Raw genomic sequence first — 26320 nt, 5'->3', positions numbered from 1 at the left:
TCACCCGACACCAACCGCCCCGACCAAGCCAACCCCACAAAATATGCTGCTGAAAACTAAATATGCACACCAGCCACGACCCGCTAATAAACTGTCCCGAACCAAATCTGCATACCAAGTTCTAAAAAAAGAAATTGAAAAGCAAGTAAATTTATTTGTCAGAACGAAGTTGAGTGAATACCACGCATTTAGAGTGTCGGATGAGCCCATGCGTTTGAAATTTTGCTGAGAACTTACACTTTGAGTTTCGCTTTTGGCCAGTCGCATGAGCCTCTGAGCTAAAATATGTAAAGCTATTTGATTAACTAAATAAGTTTGGTTGATATGTAAAACCGTCATTGTTATTTGTTTTTTTTGACGTTATTTTATTGATAATTTCCTCCAAACTTTTCCTTGTTAGGATTGTAATATCCTTTTGTTCAGATATTAACTGTCGATTTAAGTCAAACATTGGATTATCAAAGTCAATACTTTGGTCATACATTACTGCTCGGGGAATATTGTAATCTTTAGCATATCCCATTGCTAACCTTGCACCACTATCTAATTTTTTGTCAAATATTGCCCATCTTTCAGCAGAATCTTGTGCGTAACTTGCTGCTAAAATTATAGTATCACAAAATAGGGCTTGTAATCTATCACGCTCTTTGTATCGACTACTTAAATCCATTGCAGATTTATGCTCGTCCAAGTATTCAGTTACTAAAAGCCCTCCTTCTTCGACTATTTCATATGCCAAAGCTTTATTTTTTGCTGGCATAATATTATTTAGTGGACTTGGTAAGATTGCAATAGTTTTTCCTCCAATAAGAGCTTGCTTGTGTGCGATACTATCGCAACCAAAAGCTAAACCACTAACAATTATAATCTCTCTTTTGACGATTTCTGTGACTATTTTTTGCTCTCTGACTTCAATTGCTTCGTCTGGATTGAGAAGTCCTATAACTGTAATTTTGCTATTTTCGAAATCCAGTAGACTTATATCTCCTTTGTAAAAAAGGAATATAGGTCTTTCACTTTCCTTAACAGTTCCTTTATATTTTGGAAAGTTTTTGTCACCGATTGCAACGATTCCATCGCAACTTTTTTCAAAAACTTCAACTTGATTCATTATTTGATTTCTATTGAATTCAAAATCATCAATTGTGATAAAATCATCTTGCTTTGAATTATTATTTAGCAATGTAACAATTTCCTCAACACTTTCATTTCCTTTTAAATTTTTAATTATCCAAGCTTTGCCAATCCCTTTGTAGGATTTTGCTGTTATGATATTAAGTGCATTATTCGTGTACTTCATTTTGATTTTTTGTTATTGATTGTGAACAGTGTTTCCAATTGAATAGAACGTAACTGAATTTGCCCCACAATTTAATAAAGATTGTATCATATCTTCATCAATATTTACAGTTTTTGTGTAAATATCATCAATCAATAGAATATCTCGACCAATAATGTTGTTTGAAAAACTACACGTATCGAAACTAATACCAGGATAAGGCTCTGAACCCTCATTAACAATCCCTTCCATTGGTTTTCTAAGATGTGTTGTTTTTGTGTCAGTATGTCGTACAATAAAATTTGTTCCATCAATAAAATTGTTGCCAAACTGATTTATTGCATTTCTCACCGTTGCTTTGAAAAGTAATTGATTTGGACGATAAGTATTATCTGCTTTGGCTCTTGGAACAACACAAACTGTTAACTGGTTTACATCAATTTTAGTTAGTATCTCTGGTAGGTCATTAAGAAGTATTTGTAATAATTCATGTTGGGCTTCTTGAATTCTATAGTCTGACCAATTATGATGTGGGTCATTTTTTAATTTGTATAGAAAATTGGGGTTATTTGGTAACGTCACACCTCCGAAATCAGTATGATAATACCCTTGAATGTTCTGCGTCAAATAATTGTTATGTTCAATTGTAAATGGTGTCATGTCTTAAATGATTAATATGTTTTCAATTGGAATTCCTGCAAGTATAGCATCTTCAATTTCTTGCTTTTCATTTTCAAAAACTACCACCTTGTTAGCCGATAGATTTAAAATTGATACTGCGTTTATGTATTTGTTTGTTCGCTTCTCATCATCTGAAATTTGTCTAAAAAGTAAGTTACTGAACTTGTCTGTAAGATTGTGATAGTCTAATGTTATTAATGCTCGGTCTTCTCGACAGTTTGTAACCAAAACAGTTTTATTTGTTTTGAAAAATTGTATTAGAATGTTTACTACCGATTTATTCAGTTGTGTCTGTGACAAATATTCTTTGTAGTTTTCCTCTTTTTGTTGGATTATTTTTTGATATTCTATTTCTGTCAAATTTGATTCTATCCTCTTTAAAGTAGTGCGATTAAATCTTTCATTTGGATTGAACAGAATATCTTTATTAGTTTGAATTATTGATAATATCGCTTTTTTATATGATAAGAAGTTTGCAAAATCAGTGTCTACCAATGTTCCGTCCATATCAAACACTAGAATAGTATCTTCATATATTTTATTGATTATATTTAATTGAGTTTCATTTACGTTTTTCATTGTCATCAATTTTATTTTATGGATTTTTAGTTGACGTGTTGAAGAGGTCGGTCTTAACAAAGCTTGTTAGTTAATAGTTTCTTTCCTTCAACTCATAAATAGACGCAAGCGTATAACCCACAAGTCGTTGTTTAAAATTAATGAAACTATCAGCAAGTAACCTAAAACGAAAATAGAACCCAAGAAGAACTTTGTTTATTTATTATTCGGTAGAGAAAGAAACTTTTCCAACTAGTAATTGGACGACAGTGTACAACTACAAGTGATTGATTATTAAGTGATTGAAGAACTTGTTGATAGATGTTCTTAATTACAATATTATTATTTATTTTATTCAATTCCAAATGTTGAATAAAATCATGATATTTTTATATTTGTATAATGATAATCTATTGATAATTAATAGATTATCAACTTATTTTTTTAAAATAAGTTGATTGAAATTTTAAACTTTTTTTTATAAATTTGTACACTGATAAATAATTGATAATAAGCATTTTAACATTTGTGAAATTAAGTTTAAAACCCAAAAAAATCACCGCAGCTTGGTATCTTGAAGGGCTTACTGGATTTATTATAAGTACAGAAAACAAAATGTACAATATTGCTACCCGCCGAGAAATAAAAATGGTACTTAATGGCTATACAAAAGGCTATTATCTTAATCGGAAATTTTATAGTTTGGCACGGCTACGACCTCTTCTTCGAAAGATTGAAATTTAGCTTATCAAACGGACTTGTGACGTTTTTTAATGCCTTATTACTTACATGTGTATACCTCATGGTGGTGTTTATGTCACTATGACCAAGCAACTCTTGAATATACCTAATATCTACCCCTGCTTCCAGTAAATGTGTCGCAAAACTATGCCTTAATGTGTGTACAGTAGCCCGTTTGTTGATTCGACATTTATTAATCACTCTAACAAATTCTCTTTGGATCGATCTGTTGTTGATAGGTTCGTAATCAAAGTCATTTTCAAATAAATATTCTTTTGGACGATATTTTTTGTAATATTCCCTAAGAATCTCTAAGATTTTGTCTGATAAAACTACATATCTATCTTTTTTACCTTTACCATTTTTAATGAAAATAGTTTTATTGTGACGATGAATGTGGCTAATCTTTAAATTTGAAGTTTCAGAAAGTCTCAAACCTGTCGAGTAAATCAAACTAAAAATAGTTTTATATTTCAGGTTTTCAGTTTTTTGTAAAATGAATTCAACTTCTTGTACGCTCAATACTTCGGGCAATTGCTTTGATTGAATGATTTTGGGCATCGTAAATAGCTCCTTTGATTGTCTGCCTAAGATCGTTTCTTGATAATATTTAAAGGCATTGATTACCACGTTTAAAGAAGATCCACTTAGTTTTTCTTTATTAGCCAAATATGCAAGATAAGCCTCAAATGCAGTTTTTGTAATTTCATTCAATTCTTTTGGACTGAAATAATGAATCATTTTGATGAGCTGAGAGCGGTAATTGCCTATTGTCTTATAACTATAATTTCTAATTTGCATACTTTGTGTCAAGGCCAGAATTATAGGATGTTTGTAATCCTCTCTAAAGATTGTGTGTTTTTTTAGGTTCTTTTTGGCTTTTGACAAATATTGATTAATCTCATCAATGCTAATTGTAGGCTTGTATTTTAAAATAATTTCCTTTGAGAAATTGCAATTTTCTTTGCCAAAAAGTTTGCCAATCAATACCACATTGTGACGAGTATTTTCTACCACCCAACACCCACGAGAACGACTCCAACGGCGGTTAGGTATTTGAGTGATAATGACATTAGAGCTGATGTCAGAAAATTGCACAAGCAATAAGTCAGAGTCTTTTTTATCAATGTAAATATTTATCATGTTGTGTGGCGTGATTTAGTAGTACTAAATTAAGAAAACGTATGAAGTTTTTGAAATATTTGTAAAAAAAATGTCTTACTCCGTTACAATCAATCCAAAATCAATAAAAGATTTGCACCAAATGGCTTTTTCACCTAATTTTGTATTTTAGAAAGCTACCATGACCGAACAAATCCTTATTCTTGATTTTGGCTCACAGTTTACGCAACTGATTGCTCGCCGTGTCAGAGAACTCAATGTGTATTGCGAAATACACCCATTCAATAAAATTCCTGAAATCACATCTGAAATCAAAGGAATTATCCTTTCGGGAAGTCCATGCTCTGTTAGAGATGCCGACGCTCCATTGGTAAACTGGCAAGCATTTGCTCAGAAAGTACCTGTGTTGGGTGTTTGTTACGGAGCTCAAATGATGGCCCAAACAGGTGGGGGAGAAGTGGCTCCTTCATCTATTCGTGAATATGGACGTACGATTTTAAACAAAGTTGATAACCGTTATGCTTTATTCAAAGATGTAAGTGATAATACCCAAGTTTGGATGTCACATAGCGATACCATTGCACGTCCACCTGCTAATGCTGATATTATCGCTTCAACCGATACCGTAAAAGTTGCTGCCTTCAAAATCAAAGATGAGCCCGTCTATGGTATTCAATTCCATCCTGAAGTGACGCATACGGTTTTAGGTAAAACAATTTTGAAAAACTTTGTCGTAGATATTTGTGATTGTTCACAAAACTGGACACCAGATTCTTTTGCCGAAGCGAGTATCAAAGAATTAAAAGAGAAATTGGGCGATGATAAAGTTATCATGGGTCTATCGGGTGGAGTTGATTCATCCGTAGCTGCTACATTGATTCATCATGCCATTGGAAAAAACCTATTTTGTATATTCGTAGATAACGGACTTTTAAGAAAAAATGAATTCGAGGAGGTTTTAGAATCATACAAAGGTTTAGGCTTGAATGTTGTGGGCGTTGATGCAAAAGAACAATTTTATACTGCTCTCAAAGGCTTGACAGATCCTGAAGAAAAACGCAAAGCTATTGGAAAAACTTTTATTGATGTTTTTGATGCTGAATCGCATAAAGTTGAAGGGGCTAAGTGGCTCGGACAAGGAACAATTTATCCTGATGTGATTGAATCTGTTTCAGTAAAAGGCCCATCTGCTACCATCAAATCTCATCACAATGTTGGTGGTTTACCTGATTTTATGAAACTAAAGGTTGTCGAACCATTGAGATTACTGTTTAAAGATGGGGTACGTGAAGTTGGTAAAGCTTTAAATATTCCTCAAAATATTTTAGGCCGTCATCCATTCCCGGGCCCAGGTTTGGGTATTAGGATATTAGGCGATGTGACTCCTGAAAAAGTACAAATTTTACAAGAAGTAGATGCGATATTTATCAATGGCCTGAAAAACTATGGCTTATATGATCATGTTTGGCAAGCTGGTACGATGCTTTTACCAATACAAAGCGTAGGAGTGATGGGTGATGAACGAACTTATGAAAGAGTGGTTGCCTTGCGTGCCGTGACAAGTGTAGATGGTATGACAGCCGATTGGGCTCATTTGCCTTATGAATTTTTAGCAGACGTTTCCAATGAAATTATCAATAAAGTCAAAGGTGTCAATCGTGTTGTTTATGATATCAGTTCAAAACCACCTGCTACGATTGAGTGGGAGTAATGACTGAAAAATTTTGCTTAAACAATGAGTACTTTGCTTTGTGAATTTTTATGTTTTTGAATAAAATAATAAAACCCCGATATATGTTTAACATAATCGGGGTTTTTGTTTTGTGTTAACTGGTTAATTATCAATAAGATATAATCCTAAAGCTTAGAAACGAACTTGGAAGTTAGCATTAAAAACTGTTCCTAATTGACTAAACTGAGAACCATTATAACCAAGAATGTCATAACGACCACTAAATCCTAAGAAACCTCTTAATAAAGCTTTGTCTTCTGGATTTGCGATTGCAGCTTTACCTTTTTCGTTCAAAGCTACTAAATCCCATTTAGGAATTACATTCAATAAGTTATTGGCATTTAAAGTCAATGAAACTTTGCTATTGAATGAATAACCAACGCTCAAATCAGTCACCACTGCTGGCTTGAACTCAGCTTTGATATTCTCCATATCTCCACCACCATTATCCAAATCTTGGAAGGCTGTTTTTCCAAAAAGTGTATTATTCAAATTGATATTCCATTTTGAAACTGAATAATCAATACCTAAAATCACCTTAGTTTTAGGACGGCTTTCTGTCAACAATGATTTGATTTGTGTATTTAAGATACTTGATCCTGCTGCTTTTACAGGTGCTGGTTCTGCTGGAGTTCCAACAATTTTGTTTTGCAACATATAGTTTCCTGCTAAGTTGAAAGATAGTTTTCCTTTTCCTAAAGCAACATTTCTGTATGAAACTACATAATCGATACCCGAAGTTTTTGTTTTGATACCATTGATGAAGAATTGTACACTTGATAAATCATAATTCCCTGCTCCTACGGCTGTTCCTTTTAATATTCTACCTAAATCAGTAACAGGACTCGCTAAATTTTTATCAGAAGTAGTAATTGATGAACTGTAAACAATTCTATCTTTTACATCAATTGAGAAGTAATCTAAGGTGATACTGAAGTTTTTAGTTGGTGTAATAGCAATACCAACTGTATAGTTAAGCGATTTCTCAGGTTTCAATGAAGGAATACCTAATGCTCGTGCTTGTGCCGAACGGTTATTAAATAAACCAGATGATTGGATTGTACCACCTACGAAAGCTGCTTGTACTGATTGTGCATAGATTTGGTGCAAACTTGGAGCTCTGAAGCCAGTTGACGCAGAACCACGAATAACAACTTTATCATCAGCCAACTTATAGCGAGTAGATAATTTCCAAACATTAGCATTGCCAAAATCACTGTATTTTTCTGAACGAACAGTTCCATTAAGCAAGAAATCCTTTGTAATGTCATAGCTTAAATCCAAGTAGCCACCAACGTTGAAACGTTTGTTAGTACCAGCGTTAATTTTATTAATACCTGGGAAAGAGTTAGAACCTTCACGGTCATAAGAAGCATCATCACCAGCAATAATAGTGTATTGTTCGTTGCGAGCTTCCATACCGAAGGCAATACCTAATTTTTCATTTACTTGCTTAGAAATATCAATGTTACCAACCAAATGCCCAAATTGATAACCACCAGGCTTGAAGCGTGTCGGACTTGATTTACCTAATGAACGATTGACAGTATTATCAACGGTGTAGGTTTGTGAATTGAAACCAGTGGTCAAACTTACATCATGTTTCCAACCATTTGTTTCACCTTTTGCTCCAATTGTTGCATTATAATCCAACAAATCACCTTCAAAAGTAGGAACATAACCAATATATCCTTTGTATAAATCAACTTTGTCTTCATCAGGGAAAGCTAAAGTTGCTTGCGTTACATAATTAACGCCATTATTGTCGGTAGGACTATGTAATAAACCACGATCTTGTCTCCAATAAGGAGTACGATAGTTGGCAAAACTTGAAACTCTTTTAACAACCATTGCGGCGTTACCATAAATTTCTTGATTTTCTGATAATTTAAAACCTGTATTGATTAAGAATCTACCCGCAGTAGTTTCTCCACTACCATTAATATTACCAGCAGTTGGATAATCTTTCAAAAACCTGGTAATCATAGCGTCAGCTTCAGGACTTCCACCAAAGGTTGCTATTTCAGTTGGTACATGTACGATTCCTGAACGAACTGCACTGTTTTGTTGCAAGAAATCAACGGTGTAGTTAATGTACCCTTTGCCACCTACATTACTACCACTGTTCAATGAAACATTATACATCCCACCATCTCCTTTTGAGGTTACGCCTGTATTTACATTTACAGTAGTATAATCATATTTATCTTTTAAAATGATGTTCATTACACCTGCAATGGCATCTGAACCATACTGTGCAGAAGCACCATCTCTTAAGATTTCAACTCTTTTTATCGCCTGTTGAGGAATGGCAGATAAATCTACACCAGTTTCTCCACGACCAGGAGAAAACTGTACATAAAGCAAAGAACTTAGATTTTTACGTTTGCCATTAATCAAAATCAAACTGCGGCTTGGGCCCATATTACGAATTTCCCAAGGGTCGAGTAGGGTAGTGGCATCATTTACAGGCGTATTTACTGTGTTAAATGATGGTACACGGTATTGAAGAGCTTTGTCAAAAGAAGGTTGTCCAGTAGATTTCAATTCTGTCGCACTAAAAATGTCAATCGGAAGTGGTGAATCAGTTAATGATCTTTGGGTAGCTCTACTACCAACAACTACAACTTCATTTAAAGCCTTGTCGTCATTTACTAACTTGACATCAATCGTTGATTGTTCTGCAACTTTGATTTCTTGTGTTGTAAAACCAATGGCTGAAAACTGAAGCGTAGCACCTGATGTAACTGAAATAGAAAATTTACCATCAACATCAGTAGATGTTCCTTTGGTAGTCCCTTTAATTGTTACGCTTGCTCCTGGCACGCCTGTACCAGTGGCATCTTTTACTGTTCCGCTTACAGAACGATTTTGTGCGAAAAGTGTAGTGCTAATCAATAGCATACACACCATCACTAATTTGGTGAAAGTGTTCATCATAGAATTAATTTAGTTTTTATTTAGATAAAGTAAGTATTACTTTGCGAATATAATATGAAAAGTTGTGAATAAGCAAGTTTTCGGAATTAAATTTTACTATTCTAAGAAATAGCAGAATCTTATTTTATATTAATTATTAACACTATTATAATATTTAAATTTATTTATTGATAATTAGGCAATTATTAAGATAGTTTATTTTGTTTTTGGCAAAATTATGATTGGTAATAAAGTTTTTTTATGATTTTCGTAAAAATAAAAAAGGGCTTGTCATCAGACAAACCCTTTTTTATTTTTGTACTATTTCAAGAATTAATTAGACATGAAATATTTTAAAATCGCTGTAATTATTTCTCAGAATCAAGCATTTCCATAATCGTGTCGCATTCAATGCGTTGATTTCTTCTTGGTGTAGGTCTTTGTGTTGCTGCACCTGTTGTTTTTTCTGCCAACATCTTCAACATCAAACGATTACGTTCTTTAGCAACTGATTGTTGAGCCAATTCATCTTTTTCACTATCAAAATAAACTGTTCCTTCAATAATAGTTTTTTCAGGACGAGCATATATTGATAATGGATTATTGTTCCACAACACCACATCAGCATCTTTACCTACTTTGATACTTCCTAAACGATTATCTAAATGAAGCATTTTAGCAGGATTGAGTGTAACCATTTTCCAAGCGTCTTCTTCAGATGTACCGCCATAAAGAATCGTTTTTGCTGCTTCTTGGTTTAAGCGACGAGCCATTTCCGCATCATCAGAATTAATCGCTGTGGTGACACCCACTTTTGCCATAATCGAAGCATTATAGGGAATTGCTTCTTTTACTTCCATTTTATAAGCCCACCAGTCAGAGAAAGTAGAAGCATGAACACCATGAGCTTTCATTTTATCAGCTACTTTGTAGCCTTCCATGATATGCGTAAAAGTGTTGACATTAAAGTTGTAAGATTCAGCTACTTTCATCAGCATATTGATTTCAGACTGAACATAAGAGTGACAAGTGATAAAACGTTTTTTGTTTAAAATATCAACAATTACGTCCAATTCAATGTCTTTTCTTGGTGGAACAACACCTGTTTTATTAGCTAAAGCATTATAATCTTTCCATGCTTTTTCATATTCTTTTGCACGTTGAAACTCATCCATATAAACTTGTTCAACACCCATACGAGTTTGTGGATAACGACCCGAAGGTGTTGGATTATTACCATTTTTAACGTTTTCTCCCAAAGCAAATTTGATGAAACCATCAGCACCTTTGATTAATAAATTGTTAGGATTTTCGCCCCATTTTAATTTAATAATTGCTGATTGGCCACCGATACAGTCAGCCGAACCATGTAATAATTGTGAAGAGGTGACACCACCTGCCAATTGACGGTAGATATTAATATCTTCAGAATTGATTACGTCTTCTTGGCGGACCTCTGCTGAAACACTTTGTACTTCATTGATTGAAAGCAAAGCAATATGTGAATGTTCATCAAAAATACCATTAGTTAAATGTTTTCCAGTACCATCAATGGTTTTTGCCCCTGCTGGAGCCTCTATGTTTTTACCCACTTTTGCAATTTTTCCATTTTGGAGTAATACATCTGTGTTGGCTACAATTCCATCTTTTTCGTTTGTCCAAACAGTGGCATTTTTTATCAAAAGTGTTTCTTGTTTAGGCTTTTCTTCATTACCAAAAGCAGTAAAAGGGAAAACAATTTTTCCAATTTCAGGTGTTTTTGCTTTAGTTGAATCTTTTTTGGTAGTTTCTTTGGCAGCTTCTTTATAAATAGCCGACCATTTTATTTGTTTGCCATCTACCAAAACTCCTTCACCTTTGAAACTTTTTCCATCGTAATAACCACTCAAACGAGTATCATTACTCTCCTTTTTATCAAATTTGCTACTTATCGTAAACAAATCACCCATGCGAGTAACTTTCGGTGTAAATTTAGTCGAATCAAGGGCAATCGAATATTCTGGTTTATCAGCTTTTCCAGTGATATTTAATTTTAGTCCAGTTTTCTCTCCAACAGTCAAATCATAAACTCCACGAATATCAGCTATGTTCATATCGCTTATAATATAACGTTTGCCTTGAATCCAGTTTTCATAAATCACATTGTCTTTACTAAAAATATTGTCAGAAGTAATGATGAAATTGGCAAGCATTCCTTTTTTCAAACTACCCACCAAGTTATCTACTTTTAATAATTTGGCTGGAGTTGAAGTGATGGCTTCTAAAGCTTTGCTTTCTGGTAAACCATATTCAATAGCTTTACGGATATTTGTCCAAAAATCGGCTTTATTTCTCAAACCAGCACTCGTCAAAGCAAAGTTGATTCCTGCTTTTGCTAATGCACCAGCATTGGCAGGTGCCATTTCCCAATGCTTCATTTCAGTTAAACTTACCATTGCAGCATCAAAAGGATCCTCAACATCATAAGCTGTTGGGAATGCTAATGGTACAATGAGCGAGCTATTGGTTGCTTTGATTTCATCTAAACGTTGGTATTCATCACCAATTCCTTTAAATATATATTGTACACCAAATTCTTTTCCGATTTTATCACCTCTTAAAATGCCCAATTTATCATTTGCCTCGTAGATTTGTGGCAATGCTTGCATAGCATTGAAAGCCTCTAATGAGAGATTACGTTCTTGGCTACTTCCTCCTTTTTTATACCATTCGGCATCATAATAGGTTTGACGTAGCAAAGCCACCGAACCCATTGCCGAAACTGGATATGTTTGTGTAGAAGTTCCTTTATCAAGTGAGTAATGAGCAGAAGCTTTACCTTTCAATAAGACCTCATTTTCACGACCATCGCCAAAGCTAACAAATGCAGAAGTTCCTCTAACAATTCCATCAGCAGAATGAATGGCTGCACTTCCAAAACCGTTTTTACGCATTTCTTCAGCTTTAGTAGCATTTACTTTAAAATCATTGGTAGCATCTACTTCTGGTTTTACCGCTTGATTCCAATCGAAAGCTCCTTTTTTGTTCGTTTCTAATTGAGGTTGACCACCAAAACCTCTGCCACCCGCAGGTCTAACTACTTCTGGCAAACCATAATCCGAGTAAATATCAATCAATGAAGGATAAATTCTTTTACCTTTGAGGTCATATACAAATGTACCTGCTGGTACTTGTAAATCTTTACCAACAGACTCAATTACGCCATTTTTGATATAAATCATGGCATTGTCAAGTACTGTTTGAGCATCAACTACAATAGTTGCATTTTTGAAGGCGTATTGAGCTGGCCGCTCATCATAGACGCCATTTCGCTGAAAAGTTACTTGGGAAAAGACAGGAATACTAATAAATGTAATAAGAATACAGGTAAGGAGTTTTCTCATGGGTAGGTTTATGATGTTTGATGAATGATATTGCGAATTTGAGAATTTTTGTTCAATAAACAAAACTATTGATACTTTTGTAATGAGAATAGCCGAATATCTAAAACTCAACATCCAAAAGTGAATTTTAATAGACAAAAATCCATCTCAAAAATTAATAAGTTTGCTTCAAAAAAGATTCCTTTTTTATTGATTAGTGATTTTGAAGGGGAGAATTGTATCATTGAAGCCTTAGAAAATATTAATGATGAAGAAATTAAGTTTTGGGTGAATGGGAAGAGCAATACCCCCAATCAACCCTCCATAAAAATGGGGAGAGCTAAACAAAACTTCCCTCTCTATCTAGGAGGGGCAGGGGTTCAACTTAATAAATCTCCAATTAAATTCCATAAATACAAATTAGCTTTCGACCATGTTCAGACCAATATTTTTCAAGGTAATAGTTTTCTTACAAATCTTACGTGTGAAACTCCGATTGATTTAAATATCAGTTTGTTAGATATTTTTGAAGGAAGTGAAGCAAAATACAAAATCTATCTAAAAAGTAAGTTTGTCTGTTTTTCACCAGAAATTTTTGTACAGATTGATAAAGAAGGAAAAATCTCCTCTTTTCCAATGAAAGGAACGATTAATGCGGCATATCCTAATGCTGAACAAACTATTTTAAAAGATAAAAAAGAGTTTTATGAACATACAACCATTGTTGACTTAATCAGAAATGATTTGAGTAAAGTGGCTGATAAAGTTTGGGTCGAAAAATTTAGGTACATCGACCGAATTCAAACCAATGAAAAGCAAGAAATATTACAGGTGAGTTCACAGGTAAGTGGCTTATTATCAAACAATTGGCAAGAGCAGTTGGGCGATATTGTATTTTCTATGCTGCCTGCGGGTTCGATTTCGGGAGCACCTAAAGAGAAAACGTTGGAAATAATTTCAGAGGCTGAAAAATATACTTATGCTACTCAATTTGAGAAATTGTCGCAAAATCGAGGTTTTTATACTGGTGTTTGTGGCATTTTTGATGGTGAAACTTTCGATTCGGGTGTCATGATTCGTTTTATTGAACAAAAGCCAGAAGGTTTGGTTTTCAAAAGTGGCGGAGGTATTACTTCCAATAGTATTGCTGAAAAAGAATATGAAGAAATGATACAAAAAATATATGTCCCTATTGTTTGAAACCATCAAGTGTCAAAATCGACAACTGCATAATCTATCATATCACGACAATCGAGTCAGATGGAGTCGAGAGAATTTGTTTGGAATGAGTCATGATTTTGACTTTGCCAATACCATCAAAATTCCAGATTGGATAGGAGAGGGGATTTACCGTTGTCGGGTGAGCTATGGAGAAGAAATTGAAAAAGTGGAGTTTTTCGCTTACGAATTTAAACACCCAAAAGTATTGCAATTAGATGAATATCCATCGTTTAATTATGAATTTAAGTATGAAGATAGAGGTAAATTCCAAAATCTATTGAAAATATATCCAAATGCTGATGATGTCATTATCACGCAAAATGATTTAATTACGGATGCTACTTATGCCAATATTGCACTATTCGATGGAACAAAATGGTTTACGCCCAACACCTTTCTCCTTTTAGGAACTAAAAGGGAATATTTGCTTGATAATCAATTACTTACAGAAGATGAAATTAAAGTTTCTGATTTGAAAAAATTCAAAAAAATTGCTTTAATCAATGCCATGAGAGATTTGGATTTGGCTTATGATTTTGAGGTTGATAAAAATATTATTTCTATAAAACTTAATAATGGAATCGCATAAAAATATTATCATTGGAGCTGGCCCTTCTGGTTTGGCTATTGCAGGACGACTAAGTAAACTAAATATCCCATTCATTATTTTGGAGCAATCTGAAAATGTGGGGAATGCTTGGAGAAATCACTACGATCGTCTGCATTTACATACAGATAAAAAATATTCAGCATTGCCGCATTTGCCATTTCCAGCAGATTATCCAACATTTGTTCCTAAAGCAAAATATATAGAATATTTGGAAGCGTACAGGAAGTATTTTAATATACAACCAATTTATAATCAAGAAGTTACAAATATCAAAAGAGTAGGCGAGAAGTGGGTTGTCAACACTAAAACTCATGTTTTTGACACAGAAAACGTGATTATTTCAACAGGGTATAATCGTGTTCCAGCAATCCCAACTTTCAAAAATCAAACAGTTTTTAAGGGTGAAATTTTACATTCATCTATCTATAAAAATGGTAAACCGTATAAAGATAAGTCTGTATTAGTGGTTGGATATGGCAATTCAGGAGCTGAAATTGCTCTTGATTTATTTGAAAATGGTGCAAAAACATTTACTTCCATTCGTACCCCAGTAAATATTGTCAAACGAGAATTTTTAGGTCGTTCGACTCAAGGATTAGCCATATTTTTAATTCAATTTGGCAATACTTTTTATGATTTCATCTCAAACATTTTTAAGAAACTATCAACTGGGGCTATGGCGGGAACTGGTATTCCCATTTCTACTTTAGCACCTTCAGAACAGCTTCGTACCTTAGGCAAAACGCCTGTGATAGATGTTGGTACTTTGAAAGAAATTAAAGCAAAAAATATCGTGGTATTGCCTGATATTAAGGAGTTTGCAGAAAATTCAATTGTTTTTATTGATGGACAAAAAATCGACTTTGATGCTGTTATTTTAGCAACTGGCTATCATGCAAGATTGACCGATTTAGTTGAAAATATTACTCCTTTTTTGAATGACAGAGCTTATCCAAAAAGTATTTGGAGCGATGACGCTTCATTCGCAGGGCTATATTTTTTAGGCTTTAATCTTCCATTAACAGGGGTCTTGCGTGATATTCATTTGAGTTCGGCAAAAATAGCTCAAAAAATTGCGAACAAAAATCAGTAATATTTTATGTTTATTGTATTCGGTTGGCATGATATTAGTTATGTTTTAGTAAACAATAATATCTTAAAAACACATACAATTATGCAATTGAAGAATCTTTTACCAGCTTTGATATTTTCGGCAATGATTTGCGGGTCGGCATTTGCCCGTAATGAAGACCGTCCAGAAATAAAATATTCAAATAAACGCTTTGAACTCAAAGTTCCAGAAAAAAAAATCAAAACTTTGGAAGTAGAAATCAGAGATATGAACGATAATTTGGTTTATGGTACAAGATATTATGATGTGAGTAATTTTGAGAAAATCTATAATATTAGCCAACTTCCTAAAGGAAAGTATTTTGTTAAAGTTGTTTCAGATGGCAATGTTTATCAAGATGTAATTAAGGTGAAGCGAAGAAAATCTTAACAATTGAAATATATTTTTAATAAAAGAGCCAAAAGTTAATTTTGGCTCTTTTGGTGAATACACATTTAGAAAATATAATTTATTCCATAATTCCAATTAAACGGCGTGGATGGATTTACTTTTATTGGTTGAACGCCTTGTATAAATAAAGAAATGGGCATTTTTTTAAGGGAAAGACTTGTGATTGCCGAAACAAATAAGCCTTCAAAAGGAATTTGATTTTTTAAGTAAAATACATTTGGACGTAGTTCTAAAAATAATGATTTTGAGAGTGGAATTTTTGAAATGGTAGTAGATAAACTAATAAAATGTCCACTTTTAACAGCTAATGGGTCTAATCCATGACTATACCAATAGATTAAATTCAAGCTACTTTTTTCAGAAATTTTATACCCAACAAAGCCTTCTAATGCTAAATACTGGTTTAATTTAACCTCCTCATCTGAACGTCTAAAAAATAAAGACAAGTTTGCTCCCGTGCGGAAAGTAATTTTTTCATGATTTTTTTGAAAGCGTATCCATTGGTTTACAACCCAAGGCTTACCGTCAGAACCATAATTAAATTCTGGGCTAAAAGTGAAATTACCTTTTCTTATAAAAAATGTTGACATCAGTGCAGGTTTTCCTAACGAAAATGCAGGTACTGGCGAGATTCCATTATTATTTAATTGAATAATGCCATTGAAATGCCAAACTTTTTGAGTTGAATCGATGGCTTTATTTGCCAATGATAAGAAAGAAAAATGTAATAAAATATAAGTAAAAAATAATTTCATTAGTAGATAGGTTAGTTTTAGAAAGTTGCAAAGATATAATATTTCAATAAAAAATCCCTCACGAAAATTCACAAGGGATTTGTTGATTAAACTATGATGAAACAATCTACTTTTTTTAAGGAAGTGCAAAAGCAACAAATTGGTTGCCTTTTTTAGTGCCTAATTTTGTTCCACCACAAGCAATGACCACATATTGTTTGCCATTTACTTGATAGGTGGATGGTGTTGCAAAACCCGCTGCTGGTAATTTAGTTTCCCAAAGTAACTTACCAGTCTTTTTATCAAATGCTCTAAACATACCGTCTTTTGTAGCAGCAATAAAAAGTAAGCCACTTGCAGTAATTACAGGGCCTCCATAATTTTCTGTACCGGTATTAGTGATGCCTTTTTCTTTTAGACTTTCTTCATATCCAAAGGGTATTTTCCAAAGATATTCGCCAGTATTTAGATCAATGGCACTCATGGTTCCCCAAGGTGGTGTAATTGCTGGCAGACCTTTACTATCTAAAAATTTATTGTATCCAGTACTTCTATAAGGTAAATAAGTTGGTTTAGATACAGTTGATGTTGAACCTATTTCTTTTTTTTCATCTCCATAAATAAAAGAAACCAAGGCTTGTTTTTCATTCGAACTAAGTGCTGGAAAGCCAGGCATCATACCTTTTCCATTGCCAATTATTTGTGAAAGAAAGCCTTTATCTCGTCGTTTTGAGATGTCTATTAGGGAAGGATAATTTGATTTAGGATTACCTTTTCTGTCAATTCCATGACAAGTTACACAATAGGACATATACAATTTTTCACCTGCACTCAGATTTGTCATTGTTACTTGTTTAGGTGTTTCCACCATTGTTTGCACCCAAGCCATCTCGTTGGCATTGACATACAAAACACCTTCTGGGTCAGCAGCGGCTCCTCCCCATTCTGCACCACCATCATAGCCAGGGAAGATGATTGTCCCTTCTTTAGTTCCTGGATGGTAAGTGGCAGTTTTATAATTTCTGATATTCTGAATCAATTCTGCACGATTTTCGGCATAAGGGCTTATCTCATTTTCATTCAGTGATTTAGACTGACGAGCAAAGGGAGCTGGTTTATCAGGAATTGGCTGCGTTGCCCACGCAACTTCTCCTTTAAGCATTGATTTTGGGACAGGTGTCTCAGTTATTGGAAAAATAGGTTTCCCAGTCACTCTATCAAAAACAAACACATAGCCTTGCTTGCTCACTTGTGCTACAGCATCAATTTTTTTGCCATTTCGGGTAATGGTAATTAAGTTTGGTGGAGCAGGTAAATCTCTATCCCAAATATCATGATGCGTAGTTTGAAAGTGCCAAAGACGTTTACCAGTACGAGCATCCAAAGCCAAAAGGCAATTGGCAAATAAGTTTTGTCCTTTGCGATTCCCGCCATAAAAATCATAGCCTGCCGAGCCAGTCGGGACATAGATAATTCCTCTTTTGCGGTCAACAGCCATCCCAGCCCAGTTATTGGCTGCACCTGTATAGGTATTTTTATACGCATCTTTAGGAAAGGTTTCATAGCCAAACTCACCTGGATAGGGAATTGTATGAAAAGTCCAAGCTAATTTGCCTGTTTTTACATTGAATGCACGAATATCTCCTGGGGCAGCATCTGCATCTTCTGAAAGACGAAGTGGCATGACAATTAAATCTCCAAATATAGTTCCTGGCGTGTTTGAAATAACAAATTTCTTTTGTGAAACTTCAGGTAAACCTGTATGCAAATCTGTTTTCCCATGATCTCCAAAAGAATCTATTGGCTTTCCAGTTTTAGCATCTAAAGCCCAAAGATTTGGACCAACTGTATAAAGAATTCGGGCATCCGCATTGCCTTCTTGCCAATATGTTACACCTCGACTTGTGCTTGCCCAATTTTTTAATGGGTCTCCAAATCGCCAAATTTCTTTACCAGTTGCAGCATCTAAAGCAAATGCTTGAACAGATGCTGTAACACCATATAAAATACCTTTAACAATAATTGGATTGACTTGCATTTGTCCAGAATCTGGGGTGGAATATGTCCAAGCTACTTGAAGTTTATTAACATTTTCTGGCTTAATTTGTGTCAATGTCGAATAATGATTTCTATCGGCTCCGCCTAAATATTCGGCCCAATCTACATTATCGTTCAGATCGTTTGTTTGTAAAGCAGAAGCAATTATAAAAACGACCAATGCCAATGTCCCGATAAATACTTTGAGTTTCATAAATTAAGGTTTTTGAAAAATACAAATTGTAATTATGTGAGCGATAAGTTTTGAAATGGAATAAAAAAAATTAAGCTATCAACATAAGAAATTAAAATATTGAACGCTGATTTTTATGAATTTTAAGATAAAGTATGATTTTTTATTACTTTATGGAAGATTTTGTGAATTAAATCACAATTATCATAAGAATCAGCGTTCCATTATTTTGGCAATCAATTCAATTGATCTTTGTTTTGACAATATCACTTTCTTCATATCCTATTCTATGGGCAATAACATAAAGAGAATCTCCTTTAGCAACTTTTATTGGTTTAGCATATACTTCCCAAGACTTATCAGCCCAATGATGCTTATAACCAATCGACGCACCCTTAGTTGAACAACTTAAAACTGTCAAATTTGAAAAAGTTTTTAACATTGGCTGATTAGTTTGTGGTGCTTTGTCTTTTCCATTCCACCATTTAGACAGCATCTCTTTTTCTGGAATTGCTCCTAAATCGCCATACTTTTTTAACCATTCTTGATGTTTAGCTCTTAATTCTAATAACTTTGCTTTATATTTTGGGTTTTCTGCTAAGTTTTTGAATTCGTACGGATCTAATTGGGTATCAAAAAGTTCTTCATAAGGTTTGGTTTTTCTGAACCAATACATTTGCTGTTCATTGAGTTTGCCTTCATCTCTTAATCTAAGAATTTCAGTCATGCCTTTTTGCTGTAATCTGAATGCAATATTTTGATAATAAGGCTTTTCAGGCATATAATTTTTTAGATATTTATATCTACCATTGCTCACTGCCCTCACTCTATCATATTCAGTATCCATTCTATCTCTGGCTGCATAAATGTATTTTCTTGCAACTTTAGTTTGTTGTTGACCTAAAAATGCCTGACCTTCCATGTATTTTGGAATGGTAATATTTGCCAATGATAAAACAGTAGGAGCAAAATCAACAAAGCTAATCAGTTGTTTATCAATCGTATTTGCTTTGAGAGCATTTGGATATCGAACAATCATAGGTACTTTTAAACCTCTATCATATAATTCTCTTTTTGAGAAGGGAAGCCCATCGCCATGATCGCTGTAAAAAAAGATGATGGTATTATCATAAAGCCCATCATCTTTTAATTTCTGTAAAATCTCACCAACTTGTTTATCCATCAATTGCACGTTTGTTAGAAATCTCGCAATATCTTTCCTAATGATTTGATTATCAGGATAATAGGGTGGTACGATGACATCAGATGGATTGACTAATAGTGGTTCTTTGTCTCTCATAAATACTTGTGATTCATGCGTAATCATGAGATTGATAACTGAGAAAAATGGCTGATTTTTATCTTTCCGACCACTCCAGTCGGCTGTGGTACTATTTTCATCCCAAACCGTAACAGGTGCTTTAAATTGATAGTCTTGCTTTTCATTGTTGGTACAGTAGTAGCCTTCTCTTCTTAAATATTCAGGAAAACACCTAACTTGTTCGTGTAAAACAGCTGAATAAGAAGCAACGGGAGAATATTGCTGTGTAGCGGGTGTTTGTAAGGTACGCATCTGATGTCCACCCGCCGAGGTTTGATACATACCAGTAATGATTGCATTTCTACTTGGAGAGCAAACACCTGCGGTTGAATAAACATTGGTATAACGAACACCCTCTTTGGCCAACTGGTCAAGATTTGGAGTTTTTGCCACTTTTTCACCGAAACATCCTAAATGTGGCGACATATCTTCACAAGTGATCCAAAGGATATTTGGTTTTTGTAGGTTGGATACTTGTTTATTGACAACTTTAAATGCTACAGAAATAATTGTTAGCGTGATCAAAAACGTAAACAATATTTTTTTCATGGAATTTTGTAATATTTTATCTTAGAATGTTACAAATTTCATGTTTTTTTTCTTAATCCAATTCTTTATTATTAATTTTTTTTAAAATATGTTTGAATACTTATTAATTTAATAAATTGATAAGTTAATAGAGAATTTTTGTAGTTCTAATAAATGCCCTCTAAGTTGTTATATCACTTTTCTTCTTTCAGTTCATCATTATCGGGCCAATTATTTTCGTTGTATAACTCAAATATTTCAGGATATTTATTCTTTAGCCAACGGTACTGTTTTGAATTTAAAAAAACGAATTTTGGGCCGACTGAACCTTCTTCTTCTTCACTAAAAATTTCATAAAAAGTATAGGCTGAGTTATTCTCTGTCAATGAACGATTGACCAAATTAATGAACTTAACAGTGTCAAAATCAAAGTATTCGTAGTCAATTTTTGACTGCCCTTTTTTTACTTTTGGAAGAGCTTTAACAAATTGACTTTCTTCATATTTTTTGCCATTTAGTACAAAACTATATTTGAAATTTCGATCCGAGTAATTACTTTTCTTTAAAGTTTTTGCAAAATTATCAACTAAATTTGTAGGCAAAAATTGTCCTTTTGTAATAGTTTTAAGTGAATCTATAATGTCTTTGAATACATTTTTGTATGAATCAGCATCCCAAATATTGGTTTGAACGACTATTTTAGGAAGGGTTTCAAGAAGGTTTATACCATTACCATTATAACGGCGAAATTTAACAATAATGGCTTCTTTTTCTTCATTTGATAATTTTTCAATGAAACCCATGCGGCTAAATTCACTTAATGAAGATTGTAGAGTGTCTCTACTAAATTGACGGTCATACATCAAAAAGTCAACATAATTATTGGGTAAGGTTTCGGCTACTAATGTGGCTTGAGTACTATCAAAAAGTACAAATGAAAGCTTGGGACTACGATAATCACAAACAATCACAAGGCGTTTTGGAGAAGCAATATCTGTCAAAAAATCATTGATAACCTTAAATTGATTTTCACCGATTGAAGGAAAATATGGGGCATTCTCTTTTTTAAGAGAATCCAGAGCGTTTTGTATGTTGTGTTTCAGCGATATATTAAGCGTCTGCTCATAAACTTTTCCATTGATAATTACTGAAATATTATGTTTGCTAAAATCATTGTTAGAAGTATCGTCAATATTATCTTTCAGGTACTTAATTTCACTAAATTTTGCTTCTGGAATAAGTTTTGTTGCAAGTTTATTGAGAATATACGTATAAAGTTCAGTATCTGATTTTCCCAAAAGTTCATTCATATCAATCACTACCGCTTGAGTACTGTATTTTAGAATATCTGATGGTTCTTTAGCTTTTTTTACGTCAATTGATTGTTCGTTAGAAAGCATGTTTTCTCTTTTCAATGCATCTGCAAATGCCTCTGCACTGAAAGCCGACACTTGTTCTTGATAATTTCCATATAAGTTTGGTGTTTCTGTTTCTTTAAAGACTTCTACATGTTTTTTCTCAATATATGAGGCTTGGCTTTTTGTCAAAAAAATATAATTTTCATCATTTCGATAAAATGAATAATTAAAACCTGATTTTATTTTATAAAATTGACCATCAATGGCATTTTCTTCAAGCGATCTATTCACCAAACCCAACCACTCACTTTCATTAAAGTTTAAATTGTCTTCAATATTTGCTTGCCTCGGATACATAGGGTTGATAGGTGCGTCCTCTTCTAATGCAATTCTTGGAATAGGGTGTGTAGATTCATACTTTTTCCCATTCAAACGATAGTTAATTTTTAATACTCTATCTTTTTTACTACCCTTAGGAATTTCAGTTTCAAAGTTATCAACTACTTTCTCAGGCACAAATTGGCCATGTGATATTCGACTTAATTCAGTGATAAAATTTTTGAAAACAGCAACTTGTGATTCGGTTGTTTTAGGCGAAAAGTTTACTTTGGCTATTATTTGAGGGAAACTCAATAAAATACTTCGTTTGATATTTCGTCGATTATTTGGCTCAAATCGAAGTTCAGCAATGATTTTATCTTTTTCAATTTGTGTTAAATTAGGTAGAATATCATTTTGTTGAAAATCGTCAATCCAATTATTGAGATTTATTTTACTAAATTTATGACTGAAATCGACTTTGTCACCAAAAAAGCTTGAAAAAGCTGGGTTTTCCTTGATTGCTCCTCTAAAAACCAAATTCTGAGAACTATCAACGAGCATCAAAACTTTACGAGATTCTTTAACCGGAATAAAAGGATTATAATCATTTCCAATAACAATCAATCTCTTAGAAGAGCTTTTATCAGTTAGGAAATCATTAATTGATTGAAAATCTTTTCCTGTAATGCCTGTTAAGAATGAAAAAACATTGGCATAGGTTTTTATCACACTGCTATCAATATGTACATCGGGTGGAATGGTTTTTTGCAGCGTTTTTATCAATGAAAAATCAGTATCAGCTTTTTGCAAATAACTATTATTTTCAACTTTATAACTGAGTTTATAGTTTAATTTATTTTTGGCAAATGGATTGGCGAAAGGTATGCCCATCATATTCCCGTTTTGATTAGCATCTACTTTTTTTGTTATTTCACTGACGCTTAACTCTTCAAAGTTAAATTCAGGAATGAGTTTGCTTTTAACTTGATTAAACAAATTTTGATAAATTTCTTCTCTGGTTAAATTCCCTTGTTCGGCAGGAATGATAACGACATTTTCGCAATTTGTTAAAATATCAATTTTACTTTTAAGTTCGTACGGTTTATATGAGTCGATCAAAGCTTTTGCTTTGTCGGCATTTAATAATTTTGCACTTCTAAGACTATCTATAAAAGTTAATTGTTGTGCTTTCAAAGCATCATAATTATCATAGAAATAGGTCTGTTTGGCTGCATATATGAAAAAGCCAAAATCTTTGATGAGTAAGATTTGGTCTTTTTTTAGCCAAATAAGAAGTTCATCATAAACCTTTTGATCAATCAAATTGATAGCTTTTAAGCGATTGGCAATCGTTAGGTAATTTTCTTTAGAAGGACGTAGATTTAGTTCAGCTCCTAAAAAGGTCAATGGGTTTTTAGGGTTTATTTCGCCTTCTAATTCAGGTTTGAAAAACATGCGTTCACCCAACATTTTCTCAGACATTTCTCTTAGTCGTATCATCTCATCGGCTGCTGAACCTACATTTCTCATCAATTCAAAAATTCCTACAAACCCCAGAATCGCCGTTCGGGATTTGATCAATGAATCTGGAATTTTTCCAAAAGTCCCCAACGGACTTCCAGCCATTCTTTGATTAAGTATTTTATTTTCTTTATTGATTGTTTTCAAAAAAGCATCTTTTCCATATTCAGAAATTATTTGCTCTTTTTGAAGATCGTTGAGGTAATGATTGATTTGTTCATTTGAAAGCTTCTGAGAAATAGCTCCAAAAAAAGCAAAGAATAATAGAAAAAAAGCGACTAATGATCGGTAACTAATGAAATATTTTTGAGTGGGGAGGTTCATTTTTTTTCTAAATCCTATTATGTTATCGAATGTGTGCATCTTTATAAGGTTTTTTTACCAAAAATAAATCACTTTGGTCTAAGAACCTACTGAAAAGTAACAAAAAAAAACGCCACTTTTGATGGCGTTTTTTTATACTTAGTAAACTATGAACCGTACCCTTCGACTTTTTGAAGTATCTTCTTTTCCTTTCTCATCTAAAATTATTTCTCTTTCACCAAGTCCTTGAACCAGCATTCTATTCATATTGATACCCGCTCTTTTCAAATAATCGGCACATGATTTTGCTCGACGCAATGAAATTCGTTGGTTGATATTAGCATCACCAAAACTATCAGAATAGCCAGCCAACTGAACATTTAATTTTGGATTTAAAGTCATTAACTCAATCAAACGGTTGATATCAATATAATATTCAGATTTCACAATCACCGAACTTCTATCAAAGTAGATGTCATTGAGCGTATAAACTTTTTTAGTTTCGTAAGTAATACTTGGATCACTTTTCAACTTGAATGTCTCAACTGGTTTTGACATATCGATGGCAGGTGCAGTAACATAAGGATTTTCTGTTTTGTCAACTTTAGTTTTAGTTGCTGCTACTGGGGTAGCTACAATCGCTTTAGTATCCAATTTCACAGTTTTAATAAAGTTATCTGTTGCATCACTCGTTTCAGGAATCCAATTGCCAACGTATTCTGCACCACCACCACTAACAGTCAGTCCATACATATTACCAAATACCAATCTTGCATTGCTATGAATATCAATTGGTACGATTTGGCTATTGCTTAGATCAAAAATCCTAATTTTTGCATTACTGATACTATTATTATCCGCATCTAAAACTTTGATGTTGTATGAAATGTTTTTTGGCATCATTTCAATGGTATTGGTTACCGTTTCTGTGCCATTTGCATTTTCTAAACTAACTTTTATTTGATTTGCGGGAAGATAACCTGGTGCTTCACAAGCCAAAGTATAATTATTTCCAGCTTTCAACTGCATTAGTGAAACACCATTTTTTGCACTAAAAGAAGCAGAATTTCGACTATTCATCGCCACAAAAACTGACGCATCAATTGGTTTCTTTGTCATGGCATCAATCACCATTACATTGACAGGCACCTGACGGCTACCTCTAAATTTATTTGGTAATGGTGCAACAAAAATGTCACCTTTTACTTCAATATAAATTTCCTCTGAATTTCCCGAAATAGCCGCATATTCTTCATTGCTTGGTGTATTCAAAAAATCTAAATCTCTTGGAAATGTCCATGTGCCATCTTCTTGCAATTCAGTTTGGTATAAGTCGTAACCTCCAGCCCCACCGCCTCGAATTGAACTAAATATCAGTGTTCTGCTATCGGGCATTAAAGTAGCTGATTTTTCACATTCCGAATTAATAGGTTCACCCATTTTTTCGAAATTTGTCCATCCGCCTTCATCTGTTCTATTCGCAACCCAAATAGTTTTGCAAGATTCAGTTCCATGATATTTTTCAAAGTTTTCACGAACAAAGAATAACATCTTTCCATCTTGCGAGATACTTGGGTTTCCTTCAAACATGGCCGTATTGAGAGGCTCACCGACATTCAGTGGATCACTCCAATTATTTCCTAAACGTTTTGCATAAAAAATGTCCCTGTCTCCAAATCCACTTGGGAGAATTGCATCAAAAAACAACTCCCTACCATCATAGGTAAGACTTGTTCCCATTATTTTTCCTTTCTGAATTTTATCAGTGATTGTACTGATGATTTGAGGAGATTCCCAAGAAGAAGCTTTATCTTGGCGTGTACTCATAAATACTTTTGTGCCATCTGGACGGTCTTGCACGTAAATAAAAGTTTTTCCGTCTCCGCTAATTGAAAATGCGTGTTCTCGATACTCTTTGGTGTTGATGGGTGTACCGATAGTCTTTAAATTGGTCTGGGCAAATGTTTCGCTAACTCCATAGAAAGCGACAGCTGTAGCTAAAAGTACAACTTTGTTCATTATTTTAGTCATTTTTTGGGTTACTTATAATAATTATGTGTTTCTGTTTAATAGGTATGCCAAAAGTTGTGCCAAAAAAGTTTAAAGTACTATTGTTTTTTGTATTCTAAGGGTTTTACTACGCTTTTCATAGCTATTTTCTTGATAAACTGAAGTGATAGTGTGAATTTTTAATTTGGCTTTTTTTATTTCCACACGGTAATGGTGAAAATCAATTAAATGATAGGGGTCTTTACAT

The 26320-nt window shown here is 33.7% G+C and carries 18 protein-coding genes; 6 read left to right on the top strand and 12 right to left on the bottom strand.

Going from position 1 to position 26320, the window contains the following annotated elements; genetic code table 11:
• The 4 genes from ACQUQZ_RS12745 to ACQUQZ_RS12730 are packed head-to-tail and all read right to left on the bottom strand — an operon-like array spanning nucleotide 1 to nucleotide 2539.
• Nucleotides 1-339, bottom strand: coding sequence for a hypothetical protein (locus tag ACQUQZ_RS12745; protein WP_435355376.1), 339 nt, complete (start codon nucleotides 337-339; stop codon nucleotides 1-3).
• Nucleotides 302-1300: a DNA-processing protein DprA gene (locus ACQUQZ_RS12740; RefSeq protein WP_435355375.1), complete on the bottom strand. Its 999-nt coding sequence runs from the start codon at nucleotides 1298-1300 to the stop codon at nucleotides 302-304. Before ACQUQZ_RS12740 ends, ACQUQZ_RS12745 begins: the two co-directional genes overlap by 38 nt.
• Before the next feature lie 12 nt (nucleotides 1301-1312).
• Entirely contained in the window at nucleotides 1313-1939 is a 627-nt protein-coding gene (locus tag ACQUQZ_RS12735) for a hypothetical protein (protein ID WP_435355374.1), read from the bottom strand.
• 3 nt (nucleotides 1940-1942) lie between these two features.
• Nucleotides 1943-2539: an HAD hydrolase-like protein gene (locus tag ACQUQZ_RS12730; protein WP_435355373.1), complete on the bottom strand. Its 597-nt coding sequence runs from the start codon at nucleotides 2537-2539 to the stop codon at nucleotides 1943-1945.
• 507 nt (nucleotides 2540-3046) lie between these two features.
• Between ACQUQZ_RS12730 and ACQUQZ_RS12725 the strand changes: the two genes are divergently transcribed.
• Nucleotides 3047-3262 (top strand): hypothetical protein, encoded by a 216-nt coding sequence (locus tag ACQUQZ_RS12725; protein WP_435355372.1) that lies wholly within the window; start codon nucleotides 3047-3049, stop codon nucleotides 3260-3262.
• Here the strand turns inward: ACQUQZ_RS12725 and ACQUQZ_RS12720 are convergent.
• Nucleotides 3230-4402 (bottom strand): tyrosine-type recombinase/integrase, encoded by a 1173-nt coding sequence (locus tag ACQUQZ_RS12720; protein ID WP_435355371.1) that lies wholly within the window; start codon nucleotides 4400-4402, stop codon nucleotides 3230-3232. The two genes, ACQUQZ_RS12725 and ACQUQZ_RS12720, sit on opposite strands and share 33 nt — an antisense overlap.
• A gap of 160 nt (nucleotides 4403-4562) precedes the next feature.
• On the opposite strand from ACQUQZ_RS12720, the gene guaA reads away from it, so the two are divergent.
• Nucleotides 4563-6092: a glutamine-hydrolyzing GMP synthase gene (guaA, locus tag ACQUQZ_RS12715; RefSeq protein ID WP_435355370.1), complete on the top strand. Its 1530-nt coding sequence runs from the start codon at nucleotides 4563-4565 to the stop codon at nucleotides 6090-6092.
• A 153-nt stretch (nucleotides 6093-6245) separates the two neighbouring features.
• On the opposite strand, the gene ACQUQZ_RS12710 is transcribed toward guaA, so the two are convergent.
• The gene (locus tag ACQUQZ_RS12710; protein ID WP_435355369.1) at nucleotides 6246-9053 is read right to left on the bottom strand and encodes a TonB-dependent receptor; all 2808 of its coding nucleotides are present in this window, start codon (nucleotides 9051-9053) and stop codon (nucleotides 6246-6248) included.
• 347 nt (nucleotides 9054-9400) lie between these two features.
• Nucleotides 9401-12415, bottom strand: a complete 3015-nt coding sequence (locus ACQUQZ_RS12705) for an amidohydrolase family protein (protein WP_435355368.1) — start codon at nucleotides 12413-12415, stop codon at nucleotides 9401-9403.
• A gap of 120 nt (nucleotides 12416-12535) precedes the next feature.
• Between ACQUQZ_RS12705 and ACQUQZ_RS12700 the strand changes: the two genes are divergently transcribed.
• Genes ACQUQZ_RS12700 through ACQUQZ_RS12685 form a run of 4 tightly spaced genes read left to right on the top strand, consistent with a single transcriptional unit; the run spans nucleotide 12536 to nucleotide 15726 of the window.
• Nucleotides 12536-13594: an aminodeoxychorismate synthase component I gene (locus tag ACQUQZ_RS12700; RefSeq protein WP_435355367.1), complete on the top strand. Its 1059-nt coding sequence runs from the start codon at nucleotides 12536-12538 to the stop codon at nucleotides 13592-13594.
• Nucleotides 13578-14204, top strand: coding sequence for an aminotransferase class IV (locus tag ACQUQZ_RS12695; protein WP_435355366.1), 627 nt, complete (start codon nucleotides 13578-13580; stop codon nucleotides 14202-14204). Before ACQUQZ_RS12700 ends, ACQUQZ_RS12695 begins: the two co-directional genes overlap by 17 nt.
• Nucleotides 14191-15318, top strand: a complete 1128-nt coding sequence (locus tag ACQUQZ_RS12690; RefSeq protein WP_435355365.1) for a flavin-containing monooxygenase — start codon at nucleotides 14191-14193, stop codon at nucleotides 15316-15318. The genes ACQUQZ_RS12695 and ACQUQZ_RS12690 overlap by 14 nt, the downstream gene beginning before the upstream one ends.
• Before the next feature lie 6 nt (nucleotides 15319-15324).
• Nucleotides 15325-15726 carry a hypothetical protein gene (locus ACQUQZ_RS12685; RefSeq protein ID WP_435355364.1) on the top strand — a complete coding sequence of 134 codons (402 nt, stop codon included), beginning with the start codon at nucleotides 15325-15327 and terminating at the stop codon, nucleotides 15724-15726.
• Nucleotides 15727-15791: 65 nt separating this feature from the next.
• Here ACQUQZ_RS12685 and ACQUQZ_RS12680 read toward each other — a convergent pair whose 3' ends face one another.
• The 5 genes from ACQUQZ_RS12680 to ACQUQZ_RS12660 form a co-directional block, all read right to left on the bottom strand.
• Nucleotides 15792-16502, bottom strand: coding sequence for a hypothetical protein (locus ACQUQZ_RS12680; protein WP_435355363.1), 711 nt, complete (start codon nucleotides 16500-16502; stop codon nucleotides 15792-15794).
• A gap of 115 nt (nucleotides 16503-16617) precedes the next feature.
• Nucleotides 16618-18732, bottom strand: a complete 2115-nt coding sequence (locus ACQUQZ_RS12675; RefSeq protein ID WP_435355362.1) for a PQQ-binding-like beta-propeller repeat protein — start codon at nucleotides 18730-18732, stop codon at nucleotides 16618-16620.
• A 220-nt stretch (nucleotides 18733-18952) separates the two neighbouring features.
• The gene (locus ACQUQZ_RS12670) at nucleotides 18953-20581 is read right to left on the bottom strand and encodes a sulfatase family protein (RefSeq protein ID WP_435355361.1); all 1629 of its coding nucleotides are present in this window, start codon (nucleotides 20579-20581) and stop codon (nucleotides 18953-18955) included.
• A 173-nt stretch (nucleotides 20582-20754) separates the two neighbouring features.
• On the bottom strand, nucleotides 20755-24123 hold the full coding sequence (locus ACQUQZ_RS12665; protein WP_435355360.1) for a hypothetical protein: 3369 nt from the start codon (nucleotides 24121-24123) through the stop codon (nucleotides 20755-20757).
• 99 nt (nucleotides 24124-24222) lie between these two features.
• Nucleotides 24223-26082: an OmpA family protein gene (locus tag ACQUQZ_RS12660; RefSeq protein WP_435355359.1), complete on the bottom strand. Its 1860-nt coding sequence runs from the start codon at nucleotides 26080-26082 to the stop codon at nucleotides 24223-24225.
• Between the last annotated feature and the right edge of the window lie 238 nt (nucleotides 26083-26320).

Origin of the sequence: Emticicia sp. SJ17W-69 (assembly GCF_051209875.1) — a bacterium.
Classification (GTDB): Bacteria; Bacteroidota; Bacteroidia; order Cytophagales; family Spirosomataceae; genus Emticicia.
This window is presented reverse-complemented; position numbering and strand designations above follow the sequence as displayed.